Source organism: Pseudomonas sp. PAMC 29040 (assembly GCF_003994535.1).
Taxonomy (GTDB): Bacteria; Pseudomonadota; Gammaproteobacteria; order Pseudomonadales; family Pseudomonadaceae; genus Aquipseudomonas; species Aquipseudomonas paraversuta.
In genome coordinates this window covers 416,841-430,765 of sequence record NZ_RZAA01000002.1, presented here as the reverse complement: position 1 = coordinate 430,765, position 13,925 = coordinate 416,841, and the positions used below count along the sequence as shown (strand labels likewise).

The following is a 13,925-nucleotide window of genomic DNA, read 5'->3' as shown; positions in this document are numbered from 1 at the left end:
TGGGAGCTGGCTTGCCAGCTCCCACAGAGGTCCTCGACCCATAATCCTTAATTTAACAACGGACCCACCATGGACCTGACCTCACGCGAAAAAGACAAGATGCTTATCTTTACCGCCGGACTGCTGGCCGAGCGACGGCTGGCACGCGGGGTGATGCTTAACTACCCGGAAACCATCGCCTATATATCCGCCGCCCTGCTCGAAGGCGCCCGCGACGGCCGTACCGTCGCCGAGCTGATGCACTACGGCACCACCCTGCTGACCCGCGAACAAGTGATGCAAGGCATTCCGGAAATGATCCCCGACATCCAGATCGAAGCCACTTTCCCGGATGGCACCAAGCTGGTCACCGTCCACCAACCCATCGCCTGAGGCTGCTGCATGTCTTACCTAATTCGTGATGCCGTCGCGGCTGACCTGCCAGCGATTCTCGATATCTACAACGATGCGGTGCTCAACACCCTCGCAATCTGGAACGAGCAAACCGTCGACCTGGCCAATCGTCAGCAATGGCTCGCTGCCCGCCAGGCCCAGGGCTATCCGGTGCTGGTGATAGTCGATGAGCGCAATCTGACTCTGGGTTACGCCTCGTTTGGCGACTGGCGCCCCTTTGAAGGGTTCCGCCATACCGTCGAACATTCGGTGTACGTGCATCCCGAACAACGGGGCAAACGCCTCGGACCGCAATTGCTGGCAGCGCTGATTGAACGTGCCAGAGCGTGCGGCAAGCACGTGATGGTGGCGGCCATCGAGAGCGGCAATGCGGCCTCGATCCATGTGCATAAACAGCTGGGTTTTGTCACCGGCGGGCGCATGCCCCAAGTCGGGATCAAGTTTGGCCGCTGGCTGGACCTGACCTTTATGCAACTGATGCTCAACCCCGGCGCGCTGCCGCCACAGGAGTGCGGCAAATGAATAACGAACAAGTGCTGCAGCTAACCGCCCGCAGCTTTGCCGAATATCGCGACGGGCTGATTACCTTGCTGCTGGATGCAGTGCGCTACGGCGCGTCCGTGGGATTCATGGACGATCTGGACCTGCCCCAGGCCAGCCACTATTTCAACGAAGTACAGGCCCAGCTGGAGCAAGGCACTCTGCTCCTGTGGGTGTTGATTGAAGACGGCCGGGTGCTGGCCAGCGTGCAACTTGCCCTGTGCCAGAAGCGCAACGGGCTCAACCGTGCCGAGGTCCAGAAACTGCTGGTGCTCAACGAAGCCCGGCGCCGTGGTCTGGGCCAGATAATGATCCACGCCCTGGAGCAAGGGGCGCGGGCACAAAAGCGCGGCTTGCTGCACCTGGACACCGAGGCCGGCTCGCCCGCAGAAAACTTCTACAGTGCCCTGGGTTACACCCGGGTCGGCGAGCTACCCAACTATTGCCGCAGCCCCGACGGTCACTACAGCCCTACGGCCATCTACTACAAAACCTTGAGTGAGCCGCAATGATTCCCGGCCAATACCGCATTGCAGCCGGTGACATCGAGCTGAATGTCGGCCGTCGGACCCTGAGCCTCAGCGTGTCCAATCGTGGCGACCGCCCGATCCAGGTGGGTTCGCACTATCACTTTTTCGAAACCAACGATGCCCTGATGTTTAACCGTGCTGACAGCCGTGGCATGCGCCTGAATATCCCGGCGGGCACCGCCGTGCGTTTCGAGCCGGGGCAGACCCGCGAAGTGGAACTGGTGGAACTGGCCGGGCTGCGCCGGGTGTTCGGCTTTGCCGGCCGGGTCATGGGCAATCTGGATTAACCCCAATCCCCTAATCCCCTGTAGGAGCGAGCTTGCTCGCGAGCTTTTTCTCAAGAGCGCTCAAGGGCTCGCGAGCAAGCTCGCTCCTACAGGGGGTTGGGGGATGGTTTATATATTTAGGAACTCACTATGAAAATTTCCCGCCAGGCCTACGCCGACATGTTCGGCCCTACCGTTGGCGACAAGATCCGCTTGGCCGACACCGAGCTGTGGATCGAGGTCGAGCAGGACTTCACCATCTACGGCGAAGAAGTGAAGTTCGGCGGCGGCAAGGTGATCCGCGACGGCATGGGCCAAAGCCAGTTGCTCGCCAGCGAGGTGGTGGACACGCTGATTACCAACGCCCTGATCATCGATCACTGGGGCATCGTCAAAGCCGACGTGGGCCTGAAAAACGGCCGGATCCACGCCATCGGCAAAGCCGGCAACCCGGATATCCAGCCCGGCGTGACCATCGCCATCGGCGCAAGTACTGAAGTGATCGCCGGCGAAGGCATGATCCTCACGGCTGGCGGTATCGACACCCATATCCACTTCATCTGCCCACAACAGATCGAAGAGGCATTGAACAGCGGGGTCACCACCATGATCGGCGGTGGCACCGGCCCGGCCACCGGGACCAATGCCACCACCTGCACCTCGGGGCCGTGGCACATGGCGCGCATGCTGCAGGCCGCCGATGCATTCCCGATGAACATGGGCTTTACCGGCAAGGGCAACGCCAGCCTGCCGCAACCGCTGATCGAGCAGGTCGAAGCCGGGGCCATCGGTCTCAAGCTGCACGAGGACTGGGGCACTACGCCCGCGGCCATCGACAACTGCCTGAACGTGGCCGATCTGTATGACGTGCAAGTGGCAATTCACAGCGACACGCTGAACGAGTCGGGCTTTGTCGAAACCACCCTGGCCGCATTCAAGGGCCGCACCATCCACACCTATCACACCGAAGGCGCGGGTGGCGGCCATGCCCCGGATATCATCAAGGCCTGCGGCCTGAGCAATGTATTGCCCAGCTCGACCAATCCGACCCGGCCGTTTACCCGCAATACCATCGACGAGCACCTCGACATGCTGATGGTCTGCCATCACCTCGACCCGAGCATCGCCGAGGATGTGGCCTTCGCTGAAAGCCGTATCCGTCGTGAAACCATCGCCGCCGAGGACATCCTGCACGACCTCGGCGCGTTTTCGATGATCAGCTCCGACAGCCAGGCCATGGGCCGGGTCGGCGAGGTCATCACCCGTACCTGGCAAACCGCCGACAAGATGAAGAAACAGCGCGGCCCGCTGCCCGAAGACGCACCGGGCAATGACAATTTTCGCGCCAAACGCTACATCGCCAAATACACCATCAACCCGGCGATCACCCACGGTGTCAGCCATGAAGTGGGCTCGATCGAGGTGGGCAAGTGGGCCGACCTGGTGCTCTGGCGACCGGCGTTCTTCGGGGTCAAGCCGACCCTGATTCTCAAGGGCGGGGCGATTGCCTCGAGCCTGATGGGTGATCCGAATGCGTCGATCCCTACCCCGCAGCCGGTGCACTACCGCCCGATGTTTGCCAGCTACGGCGGCTCGCGGCATGCCACCTGCCTGACCTTTATCAGCCAGGCGGCGGCGGATGCCGGGGTACCCGCGGCACTGGGGCTGAAGAAGCAAATCGCGGTGGTCAAAGGCTGTCGCGAAGTGCAGAAAACCGACCTGATTCACAACGGTTACCTGCCCGAAATCGAAGTCGATCCGCAGACCTATCAAGTCAAGGCCGACGGGGTGCTGCTGTGGTGCGAACCCGCTGATGTATTGCCGATGGCACAGCGCTATTTTCTGTTTTGAGGACTGCGGGCAGTTCCCCTGGCTGGCAGGGGACTGTACCGGCAAGCGGTTGTATAGAAAGCTGTCGTTAGGGGCTAAGATGCGACACCTTAATTACTATCGCTCTTGCAGCAGGGTCTGGCTATGCGCCTATCTGAATTCATCGTGCACAACGCTGATCGTATCGTCGATGAATGGGAGCAGTTCGCCGAAACCATCACCCCGGCTGCCGAATCAATGGACAGCGTGGCCCTGCGCGATCATGCCAAGGCCATTCTGCTGGCCGCTGCGCGGGACATGAACACCGCGCAAACCGCCAGCGAACAACAGGCCAAGGCCGAGGGCGAAGGGCCGGAAAAAACCCCGAGCCTGGACGTTGCCGCCGCCAGCCATGGCGAACTGCGCCATACCGTGGGCTTTGATCTGGTGCAGATGACCTCCGAGTTCCGGCACTTGCGCGCCTGCGTGATCCGCTTGTGGGTCGCCAGCCTCGAAACTCTGGAGCTGAGCTACTTGCAGGACATGATCCGGTTCAATGAGGCCATTGATGAGGCGCTGGCCGAATCCACCGAGGCCTACGCCGAGCAGGTCAACCGCTCGCGGGATATCTTCCTGGCGATTCTGGGCCATGACCTGCGCGCGCCGTTGCAAGCGGTGAGCATGTCCACCGAAATGCTGGAACGCAAAATTACCCTGGATGCCAACGCCCTGAATTACGTCAAGGCGATCAAGACCGGGGCGCGCCACATGCAGGCGATGGTCAGTGATCTGCTGGAGTTTGTGCGCAGCCGCCTGGGTACGCAGTTGCCTGTGGAACCCTGCGCCATGAACCTGGCCCAGGCTTGTCAGACCGCACTGGACCAGGCCGGCGCCGGACACCCCAAGTGTGAGCAGAGCTTGCAAGTTAACGGCAATGTTGAAGGCCACTGGGACCCTCGACGCCTCGACCAGTTGCTGCAGAACCTGATCGGCAATGCGTTGCAGCATGGCGCCAGCGAAGGCGCGGTGACCCTGATCCTGAACGGAACTGACGACCACGTGACCCTGCGGGTGCACAACAACGGCACCCCGATTGCAGAGGAGGCGCTGGCCACCCTGTTCGACCCGTTGGTACGCAGCCCGAGCGAAGACATTGGCCACCCGGGCGCATCCACCAGCCTTGGCCTGGGCTTGTTCATCGTCAAGGAAGTGGTAGACGCGCACCATGGCAGCATCGAAGTGTCCTCGACCGAAGCCGAGGGCACGACGTTTACCGTGGTGTTGCCCAAACAGATCTGACAAATAAAAAACCCGTAGGAGCGAGCTTGCCTCGCGAGCTGTATCTGGCGTGCTGCACGCTACTGTGAACAGCTATCTGAAAAGATCGCGAGGCAAGCTCGCTCCTACAGTACGGTCGCGGCTACAGGTCGCCGACAAAGCGGCCCAGTTGCTGCTTGAGCCGCTGGTTCTCGGCCCGTAATTGCTGCACTTCCTCGATCAGGTCCAGCGCCAGTGCGACGCCTTCCCACTCCATCTCCAGGTCGTGGTGCAGCTTGGTCGCACGCTGTGCGATGGCCAGCTCGTAGTCTTCAAAACGCCACACGTCCGGCGTGCGGCCCTGAGGTTCGATAATTCCGTGTTCGACAATCTCTATCACGTAAGTGGCCGGGATGCCGGCCTCTTCGCAGAACCTTTCCATGTCCAGCTGAACGATCAGGGTGCTGCTCATGATCAGTTACTCCATTGGGCTCTCGGATCGAATGCCGATTTGTCGGCCAGGTCTTGCCACAGGGCTTTTGTGGCCTCGTCGCTCTGTTTCGGCATGACCACTTTCAATTGGGCATACAAATCACCACGCTCGCCTTGCTTGTTCGCCAGGCCATGGCCTTTGATGCGCAAGCGTTGACCGCTCTGGCTGTCCGGACGGATGGTCAGGTTGATTTTGCTGGTCAGGGTCGGCACGGCCACTTTGGCCCCCAGAGCAGCTTCCCACGGCGCCACTGGCACCGTGATCACCAGATCATGACCTTCAACATCGAACTTCGGATGCGGAGCAAAGCGGATGATCAGGTACAGATCGCCATTGGCACCGCCACCCACGCCCGGACCGCCCTGCCCTTTAAGGCGGATGCGCTCACCGTCGGTGACACCGGCCGGGATTTTCACGTTAAGGGTCTTGTTGGCGCCGCCAATCTGGAAGCTGATCTGCTTCGATTCGCCGGACAGGGTTTCTTCAAGGAAAATCGGCAGTTCCATTTCTACATCCTGTCCACGACGTCCCGCACTGCGGCCGCTCTGGCCGCCGAAGCCATTACCGCGCGAACCGAAGATCGAGCTGAAAAAGTCTGAAAAATCGCCCTGATCCTCGAAACCACCGCTCGAGTGCCCTTGCCAGCCCGGCGGCCCCTGGAATGGCTGCCCATGTTGACCGTACTTGCGCATTTCATCGTATTCGGCGCGCTTGTCGGCACTTTTCAGGGCTTCATACGCTTCGTTGACGTCCTTGAATTTCTCCTCGGCGTCCTTTTCCTTGCTCACATCCGGGTGATACTTGCGCGCGAGCTTGCGATAAGCGGTCTTGATCGCCTTATCGTCAGCCGTGGGCTCGACACCCAGGATTTTGTAATAGTCTTTGAAGTCCATGTAAGGATCACCATCCGTTATCAATATCGCGCAGCTCGAAGCCACCCAGAATGCTCTGGTTAACCGGCCCGGGGGTTGACCGATCTCAATCCTGTGACTGACCAGCGCTGCAAAAGTTTATCGGCAGCCTTGAGACCGCCAAACCAATGTCTGGAAGTTTGGGGGTGAAGGATAGTCTTTCAAGGGGATTAAAACCTGCGATTTAAAGAATCGTCGCGCTTCGATTCTGCGAGCGTCTGGCATACACTGCGCGGCCGTTTTTTAACCGGAACTCGAAAGACATGAAAAGCGCCACTCCAGCACGTGCCTGCGGCATCGACTTTGGCACGTCCAACTCCACCGTCGGCTGGCTGCGCCCAGGCGTGGAAACCCTCATCGCGCTGGAGGACGACAAGATCACCCTGCCCTCCGTAGTGTTCTTCAACATTGAAGAGCGCCGCCCGGTGTATGGCCGTCTGGCGCTGCATGAGTATCTGGAAGGCTACGAAGGCCGCCTGATGCGCTCGCTCAAGAGCCTGCTGGGTTCCAAGCTGATCAAGCACGACACCAGCGTTTTGGGCACGGCCATGCCGTTCAAGGACCTGTTGGGGCTGTTTATCGCCCAGCTTAAAAAGCGCGCCGAAGCAACCGCGGGCCGTGAATTTGAAGAAGTGGTGCTGGGCCGCCCGGTGTATTTCGTCGATGACGATCCGCTGGCCGACCAGGAAGCCGAAAACACCCTGACCGACGTGGCCCGCGCCATCGGCTTCAAGGAAGTCTCGTTCCAGTACGAGCCCATTGCCGCAGCGTTCGACTATGAGTCGACCATCCAGCGCGAAGAGCTGGTGCTGATTGTCGATATCGGCGGTGGTACCTCCGACTTCTCGCTGGTGCGCCTGTCCCCTGAGCGCCGTGGCATGGACCACCGCCAGGACGACATCCTGGCCACGGGCGGCGTGCACGTGGGCGGTACCGACTTCGACAAGCAACTGAGCCTGCAAGGGGTCATGCCGCTGTTCGGCTACGGTAGCCGGATGAAAAGCGGGGCCTACATGCCCACCAGTCATCACATGAACCTGGCGACCTGGCACACAATCAACTCGGTGTATGCACAGAAAACCCAGATCGCGCTGAACAGCATGCGCTACGACATCGTCGATACCGGCGGGATTGACCGCTTGTTCAAGTTGATCGAACAGCGCGCCGGTCACTGGCTGGCGATGGAAATCGAAGAAACCAAAATCGAACTGACCCACGCCCAGAGCCGTCATGTGCCGCTGGACCGGGTAGAACCGGGGCTAAGTGTCGAACTGAGCCGGGCGCTGTTTGAAGCCTCCATCGACAACCAGCTGGAGCGCATCCGCAACAGCGTGACTGACTTGCTCAGCAGTGCGGGCGTGGGTGTCGAGCAGGTGGATACGGTGTTCTTCACCGGCGGCTCGAGCGGTATTCCGGCGCTGCGCCAGAGCGTCGCGGCCATGCTGCCCAACGCCCATCACGTCGAAGGCAACATCTTCGGCAGCATCGGCAGCGGTTTGGCGATTGAAGCCAAAAAGCGTTACGGCTAAAACCACACCCTTGTCGCTGCCGCAGCCTGCGGCAGCGACTAGGGATTGCGGGTTAGACCAGCTCCATCTGCTTGAGCTCACTCTTCAGATACGCATAGTAAATCGGCCCGGCCACCACCCCCGGCAGGCCGAAGGCTGCCTCGAATACCAGCATCGCCAGCAGTAGCTCCCAGGATTTGGCACTGATCTGGCCGCCAACGATCTTGGCATTGAGGAAGTATTCCAGCTTGTGGATAACGATCAGATAGCCCAGAGCCCCTACCGCGACCCAGATCGACAGGGACAAGCCGACGATGGTGATCAGGGTGTTGGAGATCAGGTTACCTATCACTGGCAGCAGCCCCAGCAGGAAGGTCAGCACAATCAGGGTTTTGGTCAGCGGCAAATGTACGCCGAACAGCGGCAGGATCACCGCCAGAAACACCCCGGTGAACACGGTATTGAGCAGCGCGATTTTGATCTGCGCAAACACGATGTTGCGAAACGCCTGCACCAGCAGGTGCAAACGGTCGAACAGCGCGGCTGACAGGGGCTTGCGACGGCTGACATCCGGGATGCGCTGCAACGCGATGATGGCGCCCAGCACCATGCCAATCAGCAACGTCACGAACATGTGCGCGGCGTCTTTGCCCACCAGTTGCAGATCGCTGAGGTGTTTGTTGCCCCATTCGCCGATCGCCACCCTGAACTCGGCCGCGCTGGCCGGCAGATAGCTGTCCAGAAACGGCGGCAATTGACCCCGCGCCCGGTCGACCACGACCATGAATTTATTCAGCGATGCCCCGGGGTTTTCTGCTTCGTGCAGCAAGAAGCTGATGGCGCCGGCAAAAATCAACGCCAGCACGCTGACCACCAGAGTGCCCAGCAATGCCACCGCCAGCCAGCGCGCCCGGCGCCCGGCGATCAGCCGCTGCAGTTGTGGCGTGAGCATGTTGACCAGTTCGTAAACCAGCAACCCGGCCAGCAGGCTGGGCAACAGGCGCAACGGAAAAACCAGCAACAAGCCGCCAGCGATGATGAGGTAACTGGCGAACAAAATGTGACGCTGAGAAAACGATGGCATACAGCCTCAAAACAAGCAGCGCGAAAGGACAGGCAGTCTGCCAGCCTTCAGCGGGCAGCACTAGAAGTTGTGACGTTGCCCTGCTACCTGCAGGCGCGGCTTGCCCGCGATTGCAGCGGATCTGCAGGCGTCGCGAGCAAGCCCGTTGCTGCCGGGGGCTTTATTTCTTCTTCAGGCAGTCGCTCATAAAAGCTTTGCGTGCATCGCCTTTGAGGGCCTGGGTGCCGGCAGTGGCGTTACAGGTTTTCATTTTTTCCTGCTGAGTCGCAGGGGCCGCCGGGGCGGCTTTAAGGCAAGTGCTCATAAACGCTTTGCGCTCATCGCCCTTGAGGGCCTTGGCACTCGCATCGGCATTGCAGGTGGTCATTTTGTTTTGCTGGGCCGTGGCCGCAAAACCCTGGGAGCACAGCAACAAGCCCATCATCAGCAGAGGAATACGCAGCTTCGTCATGGAGTTTTCTCCTTATGGCCGCACCGAGTGGCAGCGGACTGCTCTGGAGTGTAGACAAACTCTGTTACATCACGCCCCGGGCCTGACGCCGATATTGCTCCGGCGTGCAGCCGGCCTGACGGGCGAACATGGCGATAAACGCCGATGAGGTGCTGTAGCCCAGATCAAAACCCACGTCCTGCACGCTGCGCGAAGACTCCAGCGCTTCAATCGCCGCCAGAAACCGCAGGCGTTGCCGCCACTCGCCGAAGCTCATGCCCAGTTCCCGGACAAACAGTCGCGCCAGGGTCCGCTCGCTGACATGCACCTGAGCGGCCCACTGCCCAAGCGGCCGATTGTCGCCGGGCTGGCTCTGCAGGGCCTCAAGGACCACCTGCAGGCCTGGATGACGGGCGTAAGGCAAATAGCACTGATGCACAGGTGCCTGGCGCAACTGATCGACCAGAACCTGGGCCAGTCTCTTGTCGGACTCGCTTTGGGGAATGTTGATGTCGCGCCGGGCAAAGTCGCTGAGGATGGCTTTGAGAATGTCGCTGATGGCCAGCGTTACCGGAGTCTTGGGCAGGTGCCGGCAATGGACGACATCCAGGTAGACCGAACGATAGACAATCGCCTGCGGGTTATAGGCGCTGTGCTCGGTATGGGGCGGGACCCAGACCGCGTACTGCGGCGGTGACATGAAGCGCTGGCCGTTGACCTCGTAGCGCATCACCCCGTGGGCCACATAGTCCAGCGAGCCCCAGGCATGGACATGGGGCGCAGCATGGCTGTCGGCATCAAATTCGGCATAACGGAAGTACACCGGGGCCGGCAAGCCGTCGAATTCGGGAACGTTGATCAGATTCTTGCGCATGCTGTCTGGATTCAGGGGGAGATTGGCCGGATCGAAGTATAGGCTTGCAGACAGACAGGCGGATAATCGCTGCTCATTAACCCTGTGGTTGTTCCTGATGCAATACGCTTACCCGCTACTGGCCATTTTTATCTGGGCCGGCAATACCGTAATCAACAAACTCGCGGTCGGCGCCATCTTCCCGTCCGAGATCGGCTTCTATCGCTGGCTGCTGGCCGGCCTGCTGTTCACCCCGTTCATGCTCAAACCGGTGATCGCCAACTGGTCGGTGATCCGCCCCAATCTGGGCAAGATCTTTGTCCTCGGCGTGCTGGGCATGGCGATTTATCAAAGCCTGGCCTACTACGCCGCAGCCCGGACTTCGGCCACCAACATGGGGATCATCCTGTCGTTGATGCCGTTGATGGTGCTGGCCATGTCGATCATCAGCCTGGGGCAGCGTCTTACCGCCGGAGCCCTGGTCGGCGCGATCGTATCCTTTGTCGGCGTGCTGGTGGTGGTATCGAGCGGCAGCTTCAGTGCCCTGCTTGACCACGGCCTCAACCTGGGCGACGCGATGATGCTGATTGCCACTCTGGCCTATGCGATCTACAGCACCTTGCTGAAAAAATGGCAGTTGCGCCTGCCGCCCCTGCAGATGCTGTACATGCAGATCCTGGTGGCGATTGTGGTGTTGCTGCCGTTGTACCTGATGTCACCCAAGACCGGCCTTACGGTGCACAACATCGGGCTGGTGCTGTATGCCTGTATTCTGGCCTCCATGCTGGCACCTTTGGCCTGGATGAAAGCCGTCACCGTGCTGGGCCCGAGCCGCACCACGCTGTTCTTCAACCTGTTGCCGCTGATCACGGCGCTGATTGCCGCGGTGGTGCTCAAAGAGCAACTGCATGCTTACCACCTGATTGGTGGCGCACTGACCCTGGCCGGGGTAATCCTCTCGGAACGCTGGACCACGCCCCTGAGAAAGACACCAAAAATCGGATAAAACTTTCTCCTCGCGCTGAACTCACAACTTGTGAACCGATCTTGCCAGCAGAGCAAGGCGGCAACCTGATGAGTAAGGAGATTGAAATGAGCGACATGCAATTAACCGATAAAAAGACCCTGCGCGAACGTGCCCGCAAGAACGTCGAAGAAGGTGCTGTCACTGAAGGCTACAGCGCCAACCGCGAAGAGATCCTTCGCCTGCTCAACGAATCCCTGGCCACCGAGTGGGTGTGCGTGCTGCGCTACAAGCGCCACTACTTCATGGCTACCGGGATCAAGGCCCACGTGGCCGCGCAAGAGTTCCTGGAGCACGCCACCCAGGAGATGGAGCACGCCGACAAACTGGCCGAGCGCATTGTGCAACTGGGTGGCGAACCTGAATTCAACCCCGACCTGCTGTCGAAAAATTCCCACGCCCAGTACGTCGCGGGCAAAAACCTGAAGGAAATGGTTTACGAAGATTTGGTGGCCGAGCGCATTGCGGTCGACAGCTATCGCGAAATCATTCAGTACATCGGCGACAAGGATCCGACCACACGCCGGATTTTCGAAGAAATCCTCGCCCAAGAGGAAGAGCATGCCGATGACATGGCGGATCTGCTCAAAGGGCTGTAAACAGACCCGCAAATGCAAATGCCCGCCCCCATGTGATGAGGGGCGGGCATTTTTTTGTCTGGATCAAGCCGCCAGCACTGGCCTGCAGGAGCGAGCTTGCTGGCGATCTTTTGATCTTAAAAGCTCGCTCCTACAGGGTTTGTGGGGCTACTTCACCGTTTTCGGTACCTTGCCCTGCTGCATCTGTTGCAGCAGCGGTGCGCACTGGTTGGGTTCGCCGCCGCTGGGGGCGATCAACGCCAGCAGACCGGCCGCCGGGCCGGCAATCACGCCCAGCGCCACCATGCCTGCACCGCGCAGTAGCAGCGGTACCGCTTCCACACCCGCCGAAGGGTTGCCAAAGGTGCCTTTTACGTACAGCGGTGAACGCAGCGAAAACAAACGCAAGCCCTTGGACTCGGGGGTGATTTTAAGGTCGAGCTGTTCGGTGGCAAAGTTGGCGGTGCCGTCGATGTAGATGATCGCGTTCTCGGTATCAAACACAAACAACTGCGAAGTGGCCAGACCATCCTTGATCCCGAAGTCCGCCGCCGCACAGTTGATCTTCACGTCTTCGTCGCCGAATATTTTGCCCACCACATAGTTACCGACGTTCAGGCCGGCAATTTCCATAAGGCTGCGGCTGATGGCGCCATCGTTGATGATCATCTTCAAGCCGCCATTGGCCGTGCCCAGTAACTTGGCCACCGAGTTGCCGGTGCCCGACAGCGTGGCATCGCCATTGAGCTCACCAAAGCTGGTTTTCATCGGTTCAAAGGTCGGGAACAGCTGCTTGAGCTTGAAGTTGCGCGCGGTCAATTTGGCCCGCCCCAGCATCGGCGTACTGCGCCCGTTGAGGTTGATTTGCGCATCCAGCTTGCCGCCCGCAACGCCAAAACGCAGTGGTTCGAGTTTCAGCTCGCCATTGTCCAGCACCACATGGGTGTACAGGTCAGTGAACGGCAGCTCGGCACTCTGGACGATGCGCTTGCCGGTGAATTCCACATCGGCATCCATATCGCGCCAGCGTTCAGTGCGGAACTCTTCAACCGGCAACACTTTGCCCGCCGGTTGTTTGCTGTCGCCGCCACGGGCTTTTTGCTTGGCGTTGGAGTCCGCGCCAATCAACGGGGCCAGGTCAGCCATCAGCAATTGATTGGACACCAGTGCGCCGCTCAGCTTGGGCCGTGGCTGGCTGGCGACGTATTTCAGGTTGCCATGAATATCGCTGCTACCGATTTTGCCGTTGAAGTTTTCGTAAGTGAAAACTGCGCCGTCCGGCTCATGCAGTTTGGCAATCAGGTGACCATCGGTTGAGTACGGCGGCGAGTCAGGCAGGGTTACGCCGGTCAGTGGATAAAGGTTGGCCAGGCTGCTGCCTGCCAATTTCAGGCGCAGGTCCAGCGCCCCCAGGTTGAGCGGGTCGGTCAGGGTCCCGGCCAGCGCGACTTTGGTGTCGGCAATGCTGACTTGCGCCTGCAACGGGAAGGGTTTGGCCGCGTCCTGCAAGGCCAGCAGGCCGCCAATTTTGCCGGTGCCGTCGAGGTTCTGGCCGTGGTACTGACCTTTGACCTTCAGCGCGAATGCGTAGTCTTGTGGCGCAGAACCTTTCTCCAGCGCTTTTTTCGCCGCGCTCTGGCCGACGATGTCGCTGAACGGGATGGGTTTGCCCAGCGGATCGATCACTACATCCAGACGGGTTTTGAGGGTCTGGTCATTGAGCGTCACATGGCCCTTGTCGAAACCTATGGCGCCAATGTCCACCTTCCAGTCCGAGGGTTTTTCGTTCGGGTCTTTGGGGTCTAACTTGAATGTCCAGTTCGCCCGGCCATCGGCCAGACGCTCCAGGCTGGCCGATGGCTCGGTCAGGTCGATACGCGGGATATCCACGGTCTGCGTCAGCAGCGCCAGCGGTGAAAGACGCAACTCCACCTTCTTCAGGCCGACCATTTGCGGTTCTTTTGACCACTCGGGATTGCCCAGGCTCAGGTCTTCGGCAATCACATGGGGCCAAGGCACCCAGGCACGCCAGCCACCCTCGTCCGCTTCGCGCTGCCAGCGCACGGCCAGGTTGCCGTTAATGGCAAATGGGCGATGGAGGATGTCAGACACTTTGGTATTGATTGTGGGCTTGATCCGGTTCCAGTCGAAGGTAGCGAGGATCACCACCAGGACCACCACCAGCAGAAGCAAAATACCGCCAATCCAGGCAAGGACTTTACGGGTGCGTGTCATTTAACGGCTCCTTA

At 59.9% G+C, this 13,925-nt stretch carries 15 protein-coding genes; 9 read left to right on the top strand and 6 right to left on the bottom strand.

The window, feature by feature from the left end; translation table 11 throughout:
* The first annotated feature begins 69 nt into the window (after nucleotides 1-69).
* From ureA to WG29040_RS04870, 6 genes are all read left to right on the top strand, one after another.
* Nucleotides 70-372, top strand: coding sequence for an urease subunit gamma (gene ureA / locus WG29040_RS04895; protein ID WP_003439136.1), 303 nt, complete (start codon nucleotides 70-72; stop codon nucleotides 370-372).
* Between the two features lie 9 nt (nucleotides 373-381).
* Nucleotides 382-915 carry a GNAT family N-acetyltransferase gene (locus WG29040_RS04890; RefSeq protein WP_003439134.1) on the top strand — a complete coding sequence of 178 codons (534 nt, stop codon included), beginning with the start codon at nucleotides 382-384 and terminating at the stop codon, nucleotides 913-915.
* Nucleotides 912-1,445 carry a GNAT family N-acetyltransferase gene (locus WG29040_RS04885; protein WP_003439132.1) on the top strand — a complete coding sequence of 178 codons (534 nt, stop codon included), beginning with the start codon at nucleotides 912-914 and terminating at the stop codon, nucleotides 1,443-1,445. The genes WG29040_RS04890 and WG29040_RS04885 overlap by 4 nt, the downstream gene beginning before the upstream one ends.
* The gene (locus tag WG29040_RS04880) at nucleotides 1,442-1,750 is read left to right on the top strand and encodes an urease subunit beta (protein WP_003439131.1); all 309 of its coding nucleotides are present in this window, start codon (nucleotides 1,442-1,444) and stop codon (nucleotides 1,748-1,750) included. The genes WG29040_RS04885 and WG29040_RS04880 overlap by 4 nt, the downstream gene beginning before the upstream one ends.
* Before the next feature lie 129 nt (nucleotides 1,751-1,879).
* Nucleotides 1,880-3,580 carry an urease subunit alpha gene (ureC, locus tag WG29040_RS04875; protein WP_003439130.1) on the top strand — a complete coding sequence of 567 codons (1,701 nt, stop codon included), beginning with the start codon at nucleotides 1,880-1,882 and terminating at the stop codon, nucleotides 3,578-3,580.
* 123 nt (nucleotides 3,581-3,703) lie between these two features.
* A complete protein-coding gene (locus WG29040_RS04870; RefSeq protein ID WP_003439128.1) occupies nucleotides 3,704-4,837 on the top strand; it encodes a sensor histidine kinase KdpD in 1,134 nt (377 codons plus the stop codon).
* A gap of 121 nt (nucleotides 4,838-4,958) precedes the next feature.
* Here WG29040_RS04870 and WG29040_RS04865 read toward each other — a convergent pair whose 3' ends face one another.
* Both WG29040_RS04865 and cbpA read right to left on the bottom strand, forming a co-directional pair.
* The gene (locus WG29040_RS04865; protein ID WP_003439125.1) at nucleotides 4,959-5,267 is read right to left on the bottom strand and encodes a chaperone modulator CbpM; all 309 of its coding nucleotides are present in this window, start codon (nucleotides 5,265-5,267) and stop codon (nucleotides 4,959-4,961) included.
* Between the two features lie 2 nt (nucleotides 5,268-5,269).
* Complete coding sequence (cbpA, locus tag WG29040_RS04860) at nucleotides 5,270-6,181, bottom strand: curved DNA-binding protein (RefSeq protein WP_003439123.1); 912 nt, start codon at nucleotides 6,179-6,181, stop codon at nucleotides 5,270-5,272.
* Nucleotides 6,182-6,462: 281 nt separating this feature from the next.
* Here cbpA and WG29040_RS04855 point away from each other — a divergent pair, with 281 nt between their 5' ends.
* On the top strand, nucleotides 6,463-7,728 hold the full coding sequence (locus tag WG29040_RS04855; RefSeq protein WP_003439118.1) for an Hsp70 family protein: 1,266 nt from the start codon (nucleotides 6,463-6,465) through the stop codon (nucleotides 7,726-7,728).
* A gap of 52 nt (nucleotides 7,729-7,780) precedes the next feature.
* Here WG29040_RS04855 and WG29040_RS04850 read toward each other — a convergent pair whose 3' ends face one another.
* From WG29040_RS04850 to WG29040_RS04840, 3 genes are all read right to left on the bottom strand, one after another.
* Nucleotides 7,781-8,791, bottom strand: coding sequence for an AI-2E family transporter (locus tag WG29040_RS04850; RefSeq protein ID WP_003439115.1), 1,011 nt, complete (start codon nucleotides 8,789-8,791; stop codon nucleotides 7,781-7,783).
* Nucleotides 8,792-8,951: 160 nt separating this feature from the next.
* Entirely contained in the window at nucleotides 8,952-9,242 is a 291-nt protein-coding gene (locus WG29040_RS04845; protein ID WP_003439112.1) for a PsiF family protein, read from the bottom strand.
* Between the two features lie 64 nt (nucleotides 9,243-9,306).
* The gene (locus WG29040_RS04840; RefSeq protein ID WP_010656246.1) at nucleotides 9,307-10,095 is read right to left on the bottom strand and encodes a helix-turn-helix transcriptional regulator; all 789 of its coding nucleotides are present in this window, start codon (nucleotides 10,093-10,095) and stop codon (nucleotides 9,307-9,309) included.
* A gap of 97 nt (nucleotides 10,096-10,192) precedes the next feature.
* Here WG29040_RS04840 and WG29040_RS04835 point away from each other — a divergent pair, with 97 nt between their 5' ends.
* Nucleotides 10,193-11,080 (top strand): DMT family transporter, encoded by an 888-nt coding sequence (locus tag WG29040_RS04835; RefSeq protein WP_010656247.1) that lies wholly within the window; start codon nucleotides 10,193-10,195, stop codon nucleotides 11,078-11,080.
* Between the two features lie 86 nt (nucleotides 11,081-11,166).
* On the top strand, nucleotides 11,167-11,697 hold the full coding sequence (locus WG29040_RS04830) for a bacterioferritin (protein WP_003439105.1): 531 nt from the start codon (nucleotides 11,167-11,169) through the stop codon (nucleotides 11,695-11,697).
* Between the two features lie 147 nt (nucleotides 11,698-11,844).
* Here WG29040_RS04830 and WG29040_RS04825 read toward each other — a convergent pair whose 3' ends face one another.
* Nucleotides 11,845-13,911, bottom strand: a complete 2,067-nt coding sequence (locus WG29040_RS04825; RefSeq protein ID WP_003439103.1) for an AsmA family protein — start codon at nucleotides 13,909-13,911, stop codon at nucleotides 11,845-11,847.
* Nucleotides 13,912-13,925: the final 14 nt, after the last annotated feature.

Bases quoted from the DNA above. Each gene is read 5' to 3' on its own strand.
- ureA (WP_003439136.1), top strand. From the start codon at position 70: ATGGACCTGACCTCACGCGAAAAAGACAAGATGCTTATCTTTACCGCC.
- WG29040_RS04890 (WP_003439134.1), top strand. From the start codon at position 382: ATGTCTTACCTAATTCGTGATGCCGTCGCGGCTGACCTGCCAGCGATT.
- WG29040_RS04885 (WP_003439132.1), top strand. From the start codon at position 912: ATGAATAACGAACAAGTGCTGCAGCTAACCGCCCGCAGCTTTGCCGAA.
- WG29040_RS04880 (WP_003439131.1), top strand. From the start codon at position 1,442: ATGATTCCCGGCCAATACCGCATTGCAGCCGGTGACATCGAGCTGAAT.
- ureC (WP_003439130.1), top strand. From the start codon at position 1,880: ATGAAAATTTCCCGCCAGGCCTACGCCGACATGTTCGGCCCTACCGTT.
- WG29040_RS04870 (WP_003439128.1), top strand. From the start codon at position 3,704: ATGCGCCTATCTGAATTCATCGTGCACAACGCTGATCGTATCGTCGAT.
- WG29040_RS04865 (WP_003439125.1), bottom strand. From the start codon at position 5,267: ATGAGCAGCACCCTGATCGTTCAGCTGGACATGGAAAGGTTCTGCGAA.
- cbpA (WP_003439123.1), bottom strand. From the start codon at position 6,181: ATGGACTTCAAAGACTATTACAAAATCCTGGGTGTCGAGCCCACGGCT.
- WG29040_RS04855 (WP_003439118.1), top strand. From the start codon at position 6,463: ATGAAAAGCGCCACTCCAGCACGTGCCTGCGGCATCGACTTTGGCACG.
- WG29040_RS04850 (WP_003439115.1), bottom strand. From the start codon at position 8,791: ATGCCATCGTTTTCTCAGCGTCACATTTTGTTCGCCAGTTACCTCATC.
- WG29040_RS04845 (WP_003439112.1), bottom strand. From the start codon at position 9,242: ATGACGAAGCTGCGTATTCCTCTGCTGATGATGGGCTTGTTGCTGTGC.
- WG29040_RS04840 (WP_010656246.1), bottom strand. From the start codon at position 10,095: ATGCGCAAGAATCTGATCAACGTTCCCGAATTCGACGGCTTGCCGGCC.
- WG29040_RS04835 (WP_010656247.1), top strand. From the start codon at position 10,193: ATGCAATACGCTTACCCGCTACTGGCCATTTTTATCTGGGCCGGCAAT.
- WG29040_RS04830 (WP_003439105.1), top strand. From the start codon at position 11,167: ATGAGCGACATGCAATTAACCGATAAAAAGACCCTGCGCGAACGTGCC.
- WG29040_RS04825 (WP_003439103.1), bottom strand. From the start codon at position 13,911: ATGACACGCACCCGTAAAGTCCTTGCCTGGATTGGCGGTATTTTGCTT.